The sequence below is a fragment of the Ruegeria sp. BA12 genome, from assembly GCF_056539625.1.
In genome coordinates this window covers 1-18,096 of the sequence record NZ_JBQFVF010000013.1, presented here as the reverse complement: position 1 = coordinate 18,096, position 18,096 = coordinate 1, and the positions used below count along the sequence as shown (strand labels likewise).

The following is an 18,096-nucleotide window of genomic DNA, read 5'->3' as shown; positions in this document are numbered from 1 at the left end:
CCTGCCGATGCCGCCGGAGGGTCAATCAGATGTCGAACTTCACGCCTTGGGCCAGCGGCAGTTCGGCTGAGTAGTTCACCGTATTGGTCTGACGCCGCATATAAGCCTTCCACGCGTCCGAGCCGCTTTCGCGCCCTCCACCGGTTTCCTTCTCGCCGCCAAATGCGCCACCGATCTCGGCACCCGAAGGTCCGATATTTACGTTGGCAATTCCGCAATCCGACCCGGCTGCGGTCAAAAACTGCTCGGCCTCACGCATGTTCAAGGTGAACACGCACGACGACAGACCTTGCGGTACGTCATTCTGAATCTCGATCGCATCGTCAAAATCGTCATAACCCATGACATAGAGGATCGGAGCAAAGGTTTCGGTCTTCACCACATCGCTTTGGCCGGGCATTTCGACGATGGCGGGTGCCATATAGACCCCGGCAGGCACGCCTTCGGTCACACGGTTGCCGCCGAATACGGTGCCGCCTTCGGCTTCTGCAGCTTTCAGGGCTGCGGTCATGGCCGCACCCGAGGCTTCGTCGATCAGCGGGCCAATCAAGGTGCCTTCAGCCAGCGGGTTGCCAATGGGCAAACCAGCGTAGGCCTTTTTCAAACGGCTCACCAATTCTTCACGGATCGAGTTATGCACAATCAGACGGCGCAGTGTGGTACAACGCTGACCTGCGGTGCCCACAGCCGAAAAGACAATCGCCCGCACTGCCATTTCCAAGTCAGCCGACGGACCGACAATCATTGCGTTGTTGCCGCCCAGTTCCAGAATGCACTTGCCAAACCGCTGCGCCACGATGGGGGCCACTGCGCGGCCCATACGGGTTGAACCCGTGGCCGAGATCACCGGCACATCCTCGCTGGCCACCAGCGTCTCGCCCAGCGCGGCGCCGCCGATCAGGGTTTGCAACAAGCCTTCGGGCGCGTCGCCGAACCGGGCCAGTGCACGTTCAAAGATTTTCTGACAGGCCATTGCCGTCAGCGGGGACTTCTCGGACGGCTTCCAGATCACCGGATCGCCACACACCAGCGCAAGCGCTGCGTTCCACGACCAGACTGCGACGGGGAAGTTGAAGGCCGAGATTACGCCCACCGGACCCGCCGGGTGCCATGTCTCCATCATCCGGTGGCCGGGCCGTTCCGAGGCAATGGTCAGACCGTATAGCTGGCGCGACAGGCCAACGGCAAAATCGCAGATGTCGATCATCTCCTGCACTTCGCCCAGACCTTCCGAGGTGATCTTGCCAGCCTCCCAGCTGACCAGCGCGCCCAGATCGCCCTTGGCGGCGCGCAATTCCTCGCCCAGCAGACGGATCAACTCTCCCCGGCGCGGCGCGGGCACGGTGCGCCATGCCTTGAAGGCCATTTTCGAACGGGCAAGGATGGCCTCCATGTCGGAAGCTGGGGTCTCATGCACCTCGGCCAGCAGGCTACCGTCAATCGGCGAGGTCACCTTGAGCGTGCCGCCGGTCAGTTCGGCCTCGGTCAGGTCCAGATTTGCCAGGGTGGTTTGCGCAGTCATCACGATGTCTTTCATATCTCAGGCCGCCTTGTTCTGTTCAGTTACGTCGCCGGCGCGATAGAGTCGGCCAAATTCAGTGTTGAGGAAATCGGACAGGTTCACCTGTTCCTGCCGGATAAATCCTTTTGCGGGCAGTCCCCCGGTGCGCATCAGGTCGACCACGCCCAGAACGCCTGCGGCGGTGGTGACCTGAATGGCGCTCCAGACCTGTCCATTGAGGGTGCGGGCAAAGCTTTTGTTGATCAGGGATTTCTCGCGCAGCGCACCGTCAATCAGGCCCTTGGCAGTGCAATAGACCAGCACCACATCCTGATCGGTGCGCGGCAGCGCGGTCTCGAAGATGTCCTTCAGCAGGTCGCGGCGGCGCTCCAATCCCAGATCCTTGAGCAGCAGCTTCAGGATATCGCAATGGCCGGGATAGCGGATCGAGCGATAGGATACCGCCCGCGCCTTACCCTCAAGCGTTTCGGGCAGCGTGCCCAATCCGCCGGAGGTGTTGAAGCATTCGTATTCCACCCCGTCATGGCCCAGCACTTCGTAATCTTCCAGCGGCGCGGTTTTCACGCGCTCGCCATTCACGATGGCATCGCAGGGGTTGCAGTACTCGTTGATCAGCCCGTCGGTCGACCAGGTCAGATTGTATTTCATTGCGTTGGTCGGATAGAGCGGCAAAGCCCCAACCCGCATGTGCAGGCTGTCCAGCTCATCAAATTCGGCCGCCAGCGACGCGCCAGCAATGCCAACGAAGCCCGGAGCCAGACCGCATTGCGGCATGAAGGCGGTATCGCTGTCTTCGGCCAATTCGCGCACCGCATTGGTGGCTGCAACGTCTTCGGTCAGGTCAAAGTAGTGTGCCCCGGCGGTCTTGGCCGCCTTGGCAATCTTCGGCGTCAAAAAGAACGGAGCAGCTGAGATTACGGCATCAAACCCAGACAGTCCTTGGGTCAGTTGCGCCTCATCCCCCACATCGATCTGCCGGGTCGCAATCCCCTGTTTATTAAGCACCGATAACGCCGCCAGATCGCGGTCGGCAACGGTGACCGAGTAATTCGACGATGCTTGCAGCAGGCTGGCGATCATCTGACCGATCTTACCTGCCCCTATGACACAAATGTTCCAGCTCAAAACGCGCCTCCTCTTTCGTTTAGGAAAAGTATGAGGGGTGGGCTGTTCGATCCGCAGGGGTATTCTTGACGAAAACGCGGAAAGTTACGTCATTACGACGGTAATTTCGACATAATGTCAAAGCCATGACTGACAGGAAGCGGGCGGCAAAAGCTACAATCCGAACTCGTATAGTCAAATCAACAACATCGGTGATTTTTGTGTCCAAATGCGATACGGTACGCGCAATTGGGCCCATTTGTTCGCGCTGAACGTGCGCATTCTGTTGGCCCGGCCAGTGCAGATTAACCGTCGGGCCGGTCCTTTATTTCTGTTTGACCATAAGACGCCTGACACATGCCACAAGACGCAGCACTGGTTCTTTGACGACATTCACGGCTTTAGTTCAGGGGGGAACAGACGTGCCTAAAGACCCGATTGAAAACACTATTTCCTATCATCCAACCGAATCCGAATGGGCGCTGATACAAGAAGTTCTGCCCGCAGATGATCCAACCGTAATCCAACTGCATTTCGAGTGTTTCGAGGTGGCTGAGGATACGATCCTGCCATCGCAGGGCATGTATGTGGTGCTGGGGGGCGAGGTGCATTTGCGACAGGACGAGACGGTTCTGGCAAAGGCCGATGCGGGCGACTATTTCTACGAGGAACATCTTGAGATCTTTGATATTCCCGTCAGCCTCGAAGCCTTGGCCACGCCCGGCACCAAGTTGGCTTATTTGTCCAGCAATCACTGGCTGGAAATTCCGACGGACATCCGCGAAGCCTGCTATGACACCCTGTTCGGTGATCTGGTCAGCGTGCATTTGCAGAACTTTCAGCAACCCATCAATTGCTGCAGCGTTACGGCAGCGGCGCTGAGCATGTCGGCGCTGGGGTTCAGTTGCGAGGTCAACGATATCTTTCGCGAATGTGCCCTGCCTACCTCCTTCGTGGTCAATGATGGTATTTCACTGGGTGAGCTTTACGACGTCGCCTGCACCTTCATCCACACGCAGGGCCTGCGCGACAAGGTGCAGGTTCAGGCCTATTTCATGGACGAGGCCACGACCTCGGTCGAAATTTTGCTGAAGGCGATCGACGAATCCAACCGGCTGGGTGGGGACAACGACATCCTGGTGGCAAATTTTCAGGTCGGTGTCGCCCATGGCAAACCGACCATGCCGGGGGGCCACTTTGCCATCATCGCCAAGTGCAATCCCAGCACCGGGCTGGTGCATATGATGGACGTCCACCCCGAGAAATACGGCAAGCTGTGGGTCACCACCATCGACCGGCTGTGGGCCGGAATGTCGGATCGCGACGGAACCTCGATGCGATCACGGGGCATCCTGCGATTCTCAGCGCGTGAGGCTGTTAAGACCAACCTGCAGACCCTGCAGCAGGACTGCAACTATGTGGACAGCACGTTGTATCTGGCCAAAGACCCCAAGAAACGCCGCAATCTGTTCCGGCGGGCCAGCCCGAATATGAACTCGTTGGGGGTGCTGGCCGAAAGCCTGGCGATCCTTGGCGATGAGCAGGTCGATGAAGACAAGCTGCTGATTGCCACGCAAACCGATTACACCGAAGCCTTGAGCCGTGTGTCCACCGCAAAGGAAATGCACAGCCTTGCGCAGCGGTACCTGAGCCAATCGCCCGATGTGCATCTGGGCAGCACGTTCCACAGTTATGCCTTGCGACCTAACCCCGAGGAGATAACACCCGAAAAATGGTTCCAAGATCATTTGCGCTTGCTCAACAGCGATGATGATCGGCACCTGATGATCAACATCGACTTTAACCGCGTGCTGGGGTTTGAAGTCATCCGTCCGCCCGAGAACGTCTATCGTGAAACGGCCTTGCTTGAGGAATTCTGGTGCCTCTGCATCGCCTATGACGAGGATACCGATCTGGTGACCGTGGTGGATATGAGCCCCGCGACCTCGCAGGTGTGGCAGGCCCCGCGCGGGCATATCTTCCGCGGCCTGCGTGATTTGAAAAACCCAGCGATGCTGGTGATCGAGGAACACGACCCCCCAGAAGACCCCACCGACGTGGCCCGCATTGTCGCGACCAACCCGCTTGTGCTGTTTTACGCCGATGAGGACCCGTGGTCCTATATGCTGCGTAGTATCCTGTCCAATATCGGCATCACCAGCATCAAGCTGATCGACATTGAAGGCCACGGGGCCAATGTGATGAAGATCCGGCGGCAACTGAATGTGCTGACCGGTAAGGAAAAACCGCCTTACCTGTTTTTCCAGAGCGAATGCCTGGGCAGGCGGTCGGACATTGTCGATATGATCCTGAAAGGTCGGTTGCAGGAACGGGTACACAAAGCCGGTCTACCGGTTCTGCTGCGCCATGAATCCCCCAGCCTGGACAAGAACATCTTTGGTTATCCCAAGGGCGGGTTGACCGATGCGCCGACCGAAAAGCGCAACGTATTGCTGTGCGCCTGCGGATCATCGGCAGCCGACAAGGTGCCGGAACTGGTGGAACGGATCACAAAAGCCGGGCACAACGTGAAACTGATCCCCTCGGTCTCGGCCGAGAGGTTCTTTCGCGATTTCGGCGCCGAACGGATCGAGCGATGCATCACCCATAACGACTATTACCGCGACGATGACGAGTGGAACTTTCGCTATATCGAGTTTGGAATGCCCCTGCGCGCCTCGCATCTGGCGCTGTGTGACTGGGCCGATTGCGTAATCGTGGCGCCGGTGACCTGCAACACAATGGGCAAGATCGCCAACGGAATTGCCGACAACCTGCTGACCTCGGTCTTTGTGGCGTGGCAATACCGGAACAAACCGGTGATCCTCTGCCCCGCTTGCAACACCAATATGTGGAACAACGTCACCACCCAGAACAATGTCGAAAAACTGCGCGATCTGGGTATTGATCTGGTCGGGCCGCGCAAGGGGCGGCTGTCCAACGGCATGATGGGCATCGGTATGATGGCGACTCCGGATCAGATCATGGAGGTTCTGGACGAGGCCTTCGAGGAACTGGCCGATCAAGAACACAACATCTGCAAATGGGCGCAAGAGGCCGCCGCCTCGGATGAATTCGCGCAATGGGGCCGTGTATTTCAGGCCATCGACAACGGTATGGCTGGAATTGATATCGTTGATGACAGCAACGGCGACACCCTGTTGCACTACGCGGCAGGCGGCGAAGGCGAGATGAACGAGAGCGGGATGGATCTGGGCAAGCCCGACCTTGAGGCGGCACAGGCGCTGATCGACCGTGGCATCAACGTCAACGCCAGCAATGACCACGGCTTTACCAGCCTGCATGTGGCGGTAATGAACAACTCGGTCGAGATGGTGAAAATCCTGCTGGCAGCTGATGGGATCGACGCCAGTTCGTGCATCCAGTTCCTGCAGAGTCCCAAAAACGCCAGAGACGCCAAAGTCTCGGACGAAATCCAGGCGATGCTGGACGATTGGGCCAATACTCACACTCTGACTGAGCTTGAGGATGAGGACGAAGACGATCTGATAGAAGACCGTGAAAAGACCCATCTCTACTTCACCTACGGATCGTTGAAGAAAGGCTTTCCCAATCACGATGCCCATGCCGAGGTGCTGGATGATTTTGTGGGCGAGGCGATCACCCGGCAACGCATGCCCCTGATCGTGCCGCACGAGCCGTTCTGCGACAATCCGAACTGCGGCTTCCTGCACCGTATGGCCACGCTGGTCGACCAGAAAGGGCGCGGCAAGGCGGTGCGGGGCGAGGTCTATCGCGTCTCATCCACCGGGATGAAAGAGTTGGACAAGCTTGAAGGCTATCACGGCCCCAACTCGCCTGAGAATGTCTATGTCCGCAAACGGATCAACGTGTTGATCAACGGCGTCAAAAAACCCGCCTATACCTATGTGATCGCGCATCCCACCAAGTATCTGGATGAATGGGAACAAGGCACATCCGGGATCGTGGCGGAATACACGCTGGATATGGCCACCGGTACGCCAAAACCGGGGTTTCAACCGACAGCCTAATTGTGGGTTTCGATCACGGCCTCAACCTCGGGTCCGGCCTTGAGGCTGAGGTTGTAGCCCGTGATCGCCACCATGCACAGAAGGACAAAAGGCCAGAAAGCGGCCTTTGGGTACAGGTTGTCCTTGTAATGGATAAGCCGCAGGGACGGCACAGCCTCGGATGCAAACAAGTAGGTGTTCACGGAGACCGCCAGCAACAGAAAATACATCAGGAAAAAGAACGACTCCATGTAGATCACCGGCGATCCGGCAAAGCCTTCACGCAGCTGTACATGGGCCAGCAGGATCACGAAAAACAAGACCGAGCATGTGCCGATCACGCTGGAGGTACTGAAATCATGCCGTTCGACCAATTCGGGGCGGCGGGTCACCGTCATTACCGCACCGAACAGCAGCATCGTCACCACGATCAACGGGATCATGTGGACAATGAAAGCGTTCCCGAAATTGCGCTTGATGACGAAGTTATAGTGCAGTTCCGGCAGATTGGTCTGGAACTCGTTTTCGCCAATTCCCAGCGTTGTATCCAGATCGGACAAGCGATAGTCGAAATAGGTGTTCTCACGCTCCCACGTGCCCATGACGATGCGAGGATCTATGCCAAAAATATCATCCGGCCCGGTGGCGGGATAGGACGAAAAGTCAGGAATTAGAGCCACATTTACATCAAACTCACCGGGCCAAAACCGGACCCAGACGGTTTTATGGTCGAACGGATAGCTGGTGTAGTCAAAGCTCTGCCGCAGGGTCTGTTCAAAATACCAGCCAATCAGGGTCACGCCGTCCTGATCCATCCTATAGGCCTCTTCGATTACGCCATTCGCGGCATCGACGGCCTCGGGCAGGATGAACCCGATCTCTTTTTCGGTTGGCTTGATCGCGTCATGTACGCCGTCTTCGAAATGTTGCCAGACGTAGCCGCTCACGCGCACGTCGCTGGCGCCGGTAAAGCTGAAGGATTTGATGAAGATGCCGGTTTTGACCCGATAGTCGGGCAAATTGTCCAGCTTTTGCAGATACTCATCGACTGAGGCCTCATCTGGCAATTGCGTCGGGTCGCCCTCAAAATGGTTCAGCGCGACCAAAAGTTTGAACAGCACGACGGCCAGAGCAAGCGTCAGGGCACCGGAAATCAGCCAAACCTTCTTTTCGATGCTCATTCAGCCCCTCGCCCGCTCAATTCAACCGCCCGACCAGAGATTGCGTGATGCCCATCTCGGAAAAGCGCGCGCCCAGCGCTTCGAAATCTTCATGTGCTGACATGGGAATGCCCCAGCCCCCGCACGCGGCCAGAACCCTGGTGTGCTGTATCGACAGGTCGACCATTGGCAGGGGTTCCTCGGCGGTGAATTTTGCCAATGCGTCCGCATATTCAGTCGCCCGGTCCCATTCCTGCCGTGCCAGCATGACGGCGCTGGCATCGGGATAAAAATGCAGGTGGCTGTGGCCAACGCAACCCTCGGCAATGATCTGGGCGCCCAGTTTCAGGTGCTGATCCTGTTTATTAGGGTCTGTTTCCGCCATGGCCAGCGCCGACAACGCCTTGGGGCCCACGAAATTCCGACCATGTTCGAGCGCAATATCGACAGCCCGCTGACCGGTTTCCCGAGCATCGTCCATCTGCCCGGCGTAAACCTGTGTGCGGGCCAGATGCTCCAATGCCTGCGCCTCAAGCCGCTTTGCGCCTACGCGGCTGGCAATTTCGGCCGAAACTGCGAAGGTCTCCAGCGCCCGATCCAGCTCACCCAAAAACGTATGCGCAACGCCTAGGCAGGTCTGGGCCACGCATTCCGGCACAAAGGCAAAATACTTCTGGGACACCTCGATGGCCTCTTGTGCATCCAGCTTGCCCTGCGCCACATCGCCGGTATAGCTGCGCGCCACGCTGAGGTTGTGCAGGTTCGCTGCCAGATCACGCACTAACCCCTTTTCTCGTGCCCGTTCCACCGCCTGCGTATAGAACCCCGTGGCGGTCTGCATGGTCGCGTTCATGAAATTCGCATCGCCGAAACCGCTGAGCGCACCGACCTCAAGCCGCGCCGATTCCAGCTTTCTGGCCAGTGTTAGAGCCTTTTCATTGCTTTGCAGGGCGTCCTCGACCCGACCCAGAGGAAAATACACATTGCCACGGACATAGTTGATCTGGGCAATATCGCGTTCCGATCCACACCGCTCTGCAGCTATCTCGGCCGTACCCAGGCTTTGCAATGCGTCTTTGTACAAACTGGCCTGCCGTGCGGCCTGCGCCAACCCGATATGGGCGCGGGCGGTCTGTTCATCCGTTTCAGCCAGATCGGCCGCTTCTTTGAATTCGCGCAAGGCGTCATCCGACAGGCCCTGCAAACGGTGGGTTTCACCGCGCGCGCAAAACAGATCGAACCGTACCCCGGATGGCGCGGGCAATTCCAAGGCCCGTTCGATCAGCGGGCTGGCATCATCAAACTGGAACGCCTGAATCAATTTCTCGGCAGCTTCCAGATACGCTTGTGCCGCATTGGTGGCACCTGCCCGATCCAGATGTTGCGCCCGCAGGGTGGCATCGCGATCCTCGAACCATTTCGCGGCCTGACGATGCAGCCGCGCGCGTTCGGATTTCACCAGCGTCGCATAAGACCCGTCGCGGATCAGCGCGTGGGCAAACATCAGATCGGTTCCCGCCTCACGGATCAGGGCGGACCGGATCAGGGTCGAAGTGTCCAGATGCCCTTCACCCAAGACATAGTTCAGCACCTCGGGCGAGAACCTCTGACCCAACACCGAGGCCGCCTGAATCGCGGCCCGACTGCGCCGGTCCAGCGCATCCAGCCGCGACTGCACGATTCCCTGAATGCTGCCCGGCACGGATTCGCGTTTCAGCACATCGATATTGCGCAAGAGCTGTTCCAGAAACAGCGGGTTGCCCCCGGCGCGCTTTACGCAGGCATCCAGCAGTTCGGGGTCCACGCCGGTGAACTCCTGAACCAGCTGTCGGGCCTGCTCATCCCCCATCGGCGCCAGTTCCAGCTTCGAGATCAGCGCGCCTTCGGTGCCCATTTGCCATTCACGGTTGATCGGATCGCCCTCGACCCGGCTGGTCATCAACAGTACACAAGGCAAATCGCGCGTGGTCGCGGCAATATGGGCGCAGGCGGTCAGAATTTCGGGGGCGGCCCAGTGGATATCCTCGATCTGGATGAGCATCGGCGCGTCACGACTGCGTGCCGCGATCAGCTCGTCGATCACTTGCCGCCTTCCGCGTTGGCGGGTGGTGTTATCCATCACAGCATAAACTTCGGCCAGGCCAGGGTCCTGCTCCAGTTCCAAAAGCGCGTTCAGATGTGCCACGTTAGACGGCGACACCCAGCCCTTGGTCACCGCATCCTGCGCCATTGCAGCACCGGTGGCAGCGTCATCCGTCGGTTGCAGCCCCAGAATGCTGCGGGCAACGGACTGGATGGCCGAATGCCCCTCACGCGCGCCGAAATCCATGACCACGCCGTTGTGGATCGAGTATCCGAGCTCCGCAGCCATTTCGGCAACCTGTTCGGACAGATGAGTCTTGCCGATGCCCGGCTCGCCCAGAACGATATGCACCTCACCTTTGCCGTGCTGCTGGCAGCGATCGAACGTGGCCGAGAACAGCGACATCTCGCGCTCGCGACCGACAAATCGGTGCCGGCGTGACCGGATGTTGCGCGCCATTCGATCCAGCCGCCACAGTTCGACCGGTTCGCTCAGCCCCTTGATCGGCTTTTCACCCAGCGACTCGCCGACAAAAAGCGGCCCTAACGCGCGCTGAATGTCATGGGACACCAAAGTATCACCCGGCGTCGCCATATCGGTGATGCGCGACGCCAGATTAACGCCGTCGCCCGTCACCGTGTATTCTGTATGCGCCTGACTGCCGGTTGTGCTGGCGATCACCTGACCCGACGCGATGCCGATGTGACACGACAGAGGCGGGTTCAAAGCGGGCAGCACTGCATGGATTTCCAGCGCCGCCCGCGCGGCCCGCTCGGTATCGTTGGTGTGCGATATCGGCGCTCCAAACACCGCCATCACCGCGTCCCCGATATGCTTGTCGATCCGACCACCGAATTTTTCGACCACATGATCCACCTTGGCAAAAAACGCGTTCAGCAGTTCATGCATGTCCTCGGCGTCCAACTCGCTGGTCAGGCGGGTAAAGCCGGTTAGGTCGGCGAACATGACTGTGACTTGCCGCCTGGCGGGCTCCAGCGGGGTTTCGGGCTCATAGGGTTGAACGGTTTCGACAGTCTCAAGCTCAGCAATCGCGCGCAGCAGCCTGCGGCGGTCTCCGACAGCGGTCACTCCGATTTCGATCAGGTCTTCGCCCGTCAGATCGGGCAAAATTGCGAAATCAATTTTGTTATCCAAAAAGGCTTGCGCATAGTCAGATAGTCCAAGTGCGCTTAGCCAGTCCCTAAGGTCCTGAGACATGTCGCCCCTCTGAAGCCCCCAACTTCAGTCACAGACCTAGCACAGCAGACCCGTCTGAGTCTGCAATGGTTAACGAATTTAATGTTTATGTACGCCCATATGCACGAAACAGGAGCATCTGACCGCAGAGATTCAGGATGAGCTTATCGAGATTTGCCGCGTTCAAACCTGTAACACCGTGTGGCCTTGTCAGATTTCAGCTTATGAATGGCACGCGTGCCTCATCCAGAGATGTCTGCCCGCTGGGCAAGGTCAGATCATGGATCACCGGATTCGACCGGGCGATAACCCGGCCTTTGCGCACCACGGTCAGACGATGGGCGCGCAGGCGGATCGCCTCGATCTTGTCGCTGGCCTGCAGCAGAACGAAATTCGCGTCGCAACCCTTGGCCACGCCGTACCCCTGCAACCCCATGATCCGGGCCGAGTTTTCGGTCACCGCATCAAAACACCATGCCATATCAGCCCGGCTGGACAGCTGGCCCACATGCAGCCCCATAAAGGCCACGTCCAACATGTCGGCCTTACCCAGCGAATACCACGGGTCCATCATGCAATCCGATCCGAACCCCACGGTGATCCCCGCATCGCGTAATTCGCGCACGCGGGTCTGGCCGCGGCGTTTGGGATACGTGTCGTGGCGGCCCTGAAGCATAATGTTGATCAACGGGTTTGGGATTGCATGTACCCCGGCTTCGACCATCAGAGGGATCAGTTTCGATACATAGTAGTTGTCCATCGAATGCATTGAGGTCAGATGCGACCCCGCCACCCGTCCGTTTAGACCCAATCGTTGGGTTTCATAGGCCAACGTCTCGATATGGCGGCTTTGCGGGTCATCGCTTTCGTCACAATGTATGTCGACCATCAAGCCACGTTGGGCCGCGATTTCGCAAAGCTGACGTACAGAGTCGGCCCCGTCCGCCATGGTGCGTTCGAAATGCGGAATACCGCCCACCACATCCACACCCATATCTAGCGCGCGGATCGTGTTCTGCATCGCGGTAGGGTCGCGCAGAACACCGTCCTGCGGAAAGGCAACCAGTTGCAGATCCAGGTGGTCCTTCACCTGCTCGCGCACTTGCAGCAGGGCTTCAACACCCTTCAGCTCATCATCGCAGGTATCCACATGGCTGCGGATCGCGCCAATCCCCTTGGCCACGGCCAGCTCGCAATACCGCATTGCACGCGCAACGATGTCCTCGACCGTTTGGATCGGCTTCAGCTCTCCCCACAGCGCGATACCTTCCAGCAATGTGCCCGAGACATTCATGCGCGGATTACCCAGCGATAGAGTCGCATCCATATGAAAATGCGGGTCAACAAAAGGGGGAGAAACCAATTGGCCACCCGCATCGATTACTTCGCCAGCTTCGGCTGTGATCCCGGATTCAATCGCGGCGATCTTGCCATCCGCGCAGGCAATATCAATGCCAGTCTGGCCATCGGTCAGGGTGGCATTCTTGACGATCAGATCGAACATGACGTTTCCTATCGTTGGCCCTTGAACCAGGGGGTGAGCAATGCACGCGGATAATCCGCCGACCGCGCCGCAACCACAAGGGCGATGATCGAGAGGATATAAGGGGCCATCAGGAATACCTGACCTGGCACCAGCGCGCCGATCTCGGTTTGCAGCCGCACCTGCAACGCATCAAAGGCCCCGAACAACAACGCGCCCAACAGCGCCTTTCCAGGCCGCCAACTGGCAAAGATTACCAGCGCGATGCAAACCCAGCCGCGCCCGTTGACCATGCCGAAGAAGAAGGCATCAAAGGCGCTCATCGTGAGGAAAGCCCCGCCCAAAGCCATCAAGGCCGAGCCCGCGACAATGGCCCCGATCCGCAGCCCGTAAACCGATAGGCCCTGTGCATCGACACTGTCCGGGTTGTCTCCAACCGCCTGAATGGCCACGCCCAGGGCGGTGCGGTTCATCACATACCAGACCACCGCCACCATGAGCAGAGCCAGCCATGTCAGTGCGGTTTGCTGGAACAAAACAGTCCCTAAAAAGGGTAGATCTGACAGTACGGACAAATCCAGCGGTTGAAATGGCTCGATCCGCGGCGGTGACGACACGTTCGGCAATGCGGTGCGATAGGTGTAATAACTGACGGAGGTTGCAAACAGAGTGATCCCCAGCCCCGAGACATGTTGCGACAGACCCAGAGGCACCGTTAGGATCGCGTGCAATAGGCCAAAAAAGGCCCCGGCCAGCGCCGCGACCAGCACGCCGCCCCACAGCCCCGCGCCCAACCAGACGGCCATCCAGCCGCACATCGCTCCGACGACAAATATCCCCTCGATCCCGAGGTTCAGCACGCCCGCCCGTTCGCAAATCAACGCACCCAGCACGCCAAAGATCAGCGGCGTAGCGATGCGCAAGGACGCGGCCCAGAAGCTTTCGGAGAGCAGGATATTAAGGATATCCATCATGACGTGCCCCCTGACGTGCTGGCCCGAACGATCCGGTAGCGGGCAAAGAACCCACCAACCAACACGCAAAGCAACGAAACCGACACCACCAGATCGGCCAGAAAAGACGACACGCCCATTGCGCGGCTCATACTGTCAGCCCCTACGAACACGGATGCGATGAACAACGCGGCGATCACCACGCCCACAGGTGACAGCCCCGCCAACATGGCGACCACGATGCCGGTATAGCCAAAGCCCGGCGACAGGTCCGAGGTCAGATACCCCTTGAGTCCGGCGACCTCGCTGACCCCGGCCAGCCCCGCAAGGCCACCAGACAAGATGGCCACGCCAAACAGCGAGCGGTTTACGTTGATCCCGGCATGGCGCGCAGCAGCAGCGTTTTCCCCGACCGCCCGCAAACGGAATCCCCAAACCGATCGGGCCAGCATGAATTGCGCCAATCCGGCCAGTATCAGAGCCACAATCAACCCTGAATGCACCCGCATCCGCTCGATCAAAGGCGGCAACATACCCTGATCCAGGATAGGGGCGGATTGCGGCCATCCCAGGCTCATTGGGTCCTGTAGGGCCCCTTCCAGCATCATCTGCACAAAGATCAGAATGATGAAATTCAACAGCAACGTAGTCACCACCTCATCCGCGCCAAAACGGATTTTCAGATAGGTCGGGGCAACCATCCCCGCCGCGCCCGCTGCAGCACCCAGCACGACGATCAGCGGTAATAACAAGATACCATGGACATCCAGCACCCCCGACCCAACCGCCACAGCCGCCATCGCACCCAGATACAGCTGCCCTTCGGCCCCGATATTCCACAGCTTGGCGCGGAACGCCAAAGCGGCGGCCAGACCGGTAAAGATCAGTGGCGTGGCGCGCGTCAGCACCTCGGAAAATGCGAAAACAGAACCAAATACGCCGCGAAACATCTCTTGATACGCCAGAATAGGGTTCGCCCCCGCGGCCAGCAATGGAATGGCGGCAAACCCCAGTGCAATTATGGCGGACAGGATTGGAACACCCAGGGTAAAGGCCCGCGACTGAGTCTGGCGCGGTTCTATGCGGATCATGCCGGTTCTCCTGCCATCATCAGCCCGATCTGTTCGCGGTCGCGGCCGGGGGCCTCGTGCAATTCGCCATCGCGGATCACCACGATGCGGTCGGCCAAACCCAGAATTTCATCAAGATCTTCTGAGATCAGAACTACTCCGGCTCCGCGCGCGCGCGCCTCAAGCAGGCGGCGTCCGACCTCGGCAGCAGCCCCCATGTCCAGACCACGCGTCGGTTGATTGGCCAGGATCAAACGCGGTGCCCGATCAAATACCCGCGCCAGAATAAGCTTTTGTATATTGCCACCCGACAGCAACCGCGCCGGGGCTTCGACACCCGGCCCACGCACGTCATAAGCCTTTGCAAGGCGCGCGGCGTTCTCTTCGATCGCCTCACGTCGCAGCAGGCCGCGCGATTGCACGTCGCTGTCACCCAATCGCTCGATCACCATGTTTTCAGCCACGCTCATCGCGCCAACGATGCCTTCGTGGTGGCGATCTTCGGGGATACGACCCACGCCCGCCCGTATCATCGCCGCGGGGTTGAGCGTGCCGATTTCAACTCCATCCACCTTTATTAGACCCTGTTCTGGCTGAACGAGACCAGAGATCACATTGGCCAACCCGCTTTGTCCGTTGCCCGAAACCCCAGCGATCCCGAGGATTTCATGCGCATGTACAGTTAGATCTACAGAACTGAGCGTATCGCGCTTGGACCGGCCAGGGACTGACACGCCGGACAGGCTGAGTACCGGAACGCCCGGCGCCATGGTGCCCCCGGCAAGTTCCGGCGTATCCGCCCCGACCATCATTCGGGCGATAGATTTCTCATCCGCTTCGGATGTAGCCATCTCACCAACTTTGCGCCCGTGGCGCAGCACCGCGATCCGATCAGAAAAGGCCAGAACCTCGCGCAGCTTGTGGCTGATGAAAATGACCGACAGCCCCTCATCCGTCATCATACGGATGTTTTCGAACAATGTGTCGGCCTCTTGCGGGGTCAGCACGGCGGTGGGTTCGTCCAGTACCAAAATTCGCGCCTGCCGATACAGGGCTTTCAGGATTTCAACCCGCTGCCGTTCACCCACAGACAGACGTCCCACGGGCGTATCCAGCGGCGCGGTCAGGCCACTTCGATCAATAATAGCCTGAATCTTTTCCCGGGCTTCCTGCCGATTGCGGCTTAGTGCAAGCAGGGGTTCCGAGCCCAACGTGATATTATCCAGGGCCGAGATATTCTCGGCCAGCGTGAAATGCTGATGCACCATGCCCACGCCTGCGGCCAGCGCCACCTGCGGGTGACCCAATGGCAAGGGCTGCAGAACACCCGCCTCGTCAGCAACGTCGATAGACCCTGAATCGGGCAAATAATGCCCGAATAACATATTCATCAGCGTGGTCTTGCCCGCGCCGTTCTCGCCCAGCAATGCCAGAACCTCGCCCTTGTCCAGGATCAGGCTGACATCGTCATTGGCGACGACGGGACCAAAGCGTTTGCTCAGCCCGTTGAGTTTCAGAACCGTGGAGTCTGTCATTGGAAACACGGGCCAGTTGCTGAACCGGCCCGAGCAGTATCAGTTATCCGAGACCGGGCGGTCATCGTTGACATTCACCCGGAACAGACCATCAAGAATCTCGGCCTGACGGGCATTCACCGCCTCAAGAACCTCGGCGGGTACCAGTTCCTCATCCAGAACCATTGACCCGCCGCCATAACCCATAAAGCTGTACTGGCCGTAATCCGCAGCCTCGAACGAGCCGCCCGCAACATTGGCGATGGCCTTGTCGATGGTCGGCTCCATATGCCACAGGGCTGAGGCCATGATCGTGCCGGGGTAGTCGCCCGACGTGTCGATGACGTTGCCTACGGCCTTTACACCACGCTCAACCGCCGCATCCGAGACACCAAAGCGTTCCGCGTACATGATATCCGCCCCCGCATCCATCATCGCGATGGCGCTTTCCTTGGCCTTGGGCGGATCATACCAGCTGTCGATGAAGGTCACGAGGAAGGTGACATCCGGGTTCACTTCGCGCGCGCCATCCATGAAGGCGTTCATCAGGCGGTTCACCTCGGGGATGGCATATCCACCGACCATGCCGATCACGTTCGATTCCGTGGCAGCCCCTGCCACCATGCCAGTCAGGTAAGACGGTTCGTGAATCCAGTTGTCGAAGACCGAGAAATTGGGCGCCACCGGCCCAAAGGAAGACCCCATCAAAAAGGCGGTATCAGGATAGTCCTTAGCCACCTTGCGCGCGGCGCGTTCCAGGCCAAACACCTCGCCCACAACCAGCTGTGCGCCTTGTTCGGCATATTCGCGCATCACACGTTCATAATCTGTGTTCGCCACATTTTCCGAGAACACGTATTCGATGTCACCACGCTCGGCTGCGGTGTTTAGGGCCTTGTGTATGCGGCTGATCCATTGCTGTTCCACCGGCAAGGTATAAATCGCCGCGACCTTGACGGTTTCCGCTGCCGCCAGACCGGCGGAGAATAGGGTTGAGGCAGCCGCCACAGCGGCCAGCAGTACTCTTCTTGAAAATATTGTTTTTGTCATAACACTCTCCTGTCTGGCAGGATGGCAGCATTTTTTTACTGTTCAGTCAATTTTTTCATCCATGTCCCATAGGAACATGACTATATCTCAGACAGTTTCGGCCGTGTTTCTAAGGTTGGGGTATGGTCAAGCGCTTAGGCCCAAAGCTCATGTTTTGGTGCCATAGGGCAAAGCGGCACGACACACGTTTTACGTGTGTCTGGCGTAAAAGTTTGTAAACATGTATCTAAAGGATAATTCCGGTGTCACGACACATTACACCAATCTAATAACTAAAGACTGCCGCAATGGTTTTCCCGGTGACAGCGCGCCGTATTGGCGCACTACTATTCGTTTGTTTGAACAGCGGATCAGTTGGTGCCCACTGTGCTTGTGGTGCTGTTTGACGACCCGCCGCCACCGCCGCCCGAAGCAGCCACACCTACTGCGGCCGCAGCCACGCCAAGTGCGGGCGCGACAAGAGGTACAAAACCAGTCACACCTTCAGCGGCAGCTGCAGCCGCCGCATCGTCCAATGGGGCTACACGAGTAGGATCGACAGGCTCCGGGGTCGTCCCGTCGGTCGCGTCCTGCGCAAAGGCGCTTGTGGTTGAAAGGGCCAGAACCAACACGGTCGCTCTGATCATCATGAATCTCCTAAAACAAGTCTTGGCCGGACGCTATCACACCCGTTCGGAGGTGAGAATGCCATTGCTGAAAAAATTTCTATAAACGCGCAGATAAAACCCGATTTTTCAGAGGCTTGCCACAGATCGGCGTCCGCAGAACCCCCAGACGCGCTTCCTTAAATTCAAGGGTGGCCTGCAACGCTAGCTGGCCCGGCAACACTGCCGTTAACTCTTCAATTGCAGAATTGCCACATGGTGTTTTGTGGATATTTTTTTGGCGGATTGTTTCGGGACGTTTGTTTTGAAAGTTGTTAGTGAGGCGCCGATCGAAAAAGCGATAGATTGACGTGAAGATTCGAG

At 58.3% G+C, this 18,096-nt stretch carries 12 protein-coding genes; 1 reads left to right on the top strand and 11 read right to left on the bottom strand.

Annotated elements, in window-relative coordinates:
- Window positions 1-25 precede the first annotated feature (25 nt).
- Window positions 26-1,537: an L-piperidine-6-carboxylate dehydrogenase gene (amaB, locus tag ACR0B0_RS19050; RefSeq protein WP_480638544.1), complete on the bottom strand. Its 1,512-nt coding sequence runs from the start codon at window positions 1,535-1,537 to the stop codon at window positions 26-28.
- A gap of 3 nt (window positions 1,538-1,540) precedes the next feature.
- Window positions 1,541-2,647, bottom strand: a complete 1,107-nt coding sequence (locus tag ACR0B0_RS19045; protein WP_170361843.1) for a saccharopine dehydrogenase family protein — start codon at window positions 2,645-2,647, stop codon at window positions 1,541-1,543.
- Between the two features lie 401 nt (window positions 2,648-3,048).
- On the opposite strand from ACR0B0_RS19045, the gene ACR0B0_RS19040 reads away from it, so the two are divergent.
- The gene (locus ACR0B0_RS19040; protein WP_480649132.1) at window positions 3,049-6,639 is read left to right on the top strand and encodes a flavoprotein; all 3,591 of its coding nucleotides are present in this window, start codon (window positions 3,049-3,051) and stop codon (window positions 6,637-6,639) included.
- Here ACR0B0_RS19040 and ACR0B0_RS19035 read toward each other — a convergent pair.
- The 9 genes from ACR0B0_RS19035 to ACR0B0_RS18995 all read right to left on the bottom strand — a co-directional run.
- Window positions 6,636-7,799, bottom strand: coding sequence for a hypothetical protein (locus ACR0B0_RS19035; protein WP_480649130.1), 1,164 nt, complete (start codon window positions 7,797-7,799; stop codon window positions 6,636-6,638). The two genes, ACR0B0_RS19040 and ACR0B0_RS19035, sit on opposite strands and share 4 nt — an antisense overlap.
- 16 nt (window positions 7,800-7,815) lie before the next feature.
- A complete protein-coding gene (locus tag ACR0B0_RS19030) occupies window positions 7,816-11,079 on the bottom strand; it encodes an adenylate/guanylate cyclase domain-containing protein (RefSeq protein ID WP_170351836.1) in 3,264 nt (1,087 codons plus the stop codon).
- A 196-nt stretch (window positions 11,080-11,275) separates the two neighbouring features.
- Window positions 11,276-12,562, bottom strand: coding sequence for an amidohydrolase family protein (locus ACR0B0_RS19025; protein WP_170351835.1), 1,287 nt, complete (start codon window positions 12,560-12,562; stop codon window positions 11,276-11,278).
- Between the two features lie 8 nt (window positions 12,563-12,570).
- Window positions 12,571-13,512: an ABC transporter permease gene (locus ACR0B0_RS19020; RefSeq protein WP_480649215.1), complete on the bottom strand. Its 942-nt coding sequence runs from the start codon at window positions 13,510-13,512 to the stop codon at window positions 12,571-12,573.
- On the bottom strand, window positions 13,512-14,585 hold the full coding sequence (locus ACR0B0_RS19015; protein ID WP_170351834.1) for an ABC transporter permease: 1,074 nt from the start codon (window positions 14,583-14,585) through the stop codon (window positions 13,512-13,514). The genes ACR0B0_RS19020 and ACR0B0_RS19015 overlap by 1 nt, the downstream gene beginning before the upstream one ends.
- Window positions 14,582-16,099 (bottom strand): ABC transporter ATP-binding protein, encoded by a 1,518-nt coding sequence (locus ACR0B0_RS19010; protein ID WP_480649128.1) that lies wholly within the window; start codon window positions 16,097-16,099, stop codon window positions 14,582-14,584. The genes ACR0B0_RS19015 and ACR0B0_RS19010 overlap by 4 nt, the downstream gene beginning before the upstream one ends.
- A 39-nt stretch (window positions 16,100-16,138) precedes the next feature.
- Complete coding sequence (locus ACR0B0_RS19005; RefSeq protein ID WP_170379376.1) at window positions 16,139-17,128, bottom strand: BMP family protein; 990 nt, start codon at window positions 17,126-17,128, stop codon at window positions 16,139-16,141.
- Window positions 17,129-17,478: 350 nt separating this feature from the next.
- A complete protein-coding gene (locus tag ACR0B0_RS19000; protein WP_170351938.1) occupies window positions 17,479-17,754 on the bottom strand; it encodes a hypothetical protein in 276 nt (91 codons plus the stop codon).
- Window positions 17,755-17,833: 79 nt separating this feature from the next.
- Window positions 17,834-18,096 (bottom strand): hypothetical protein (locus ACR0B0_RS18995; protein WP_480649127.1); only part of this gene is annotated, 263 nt, incomplete at its 5' end.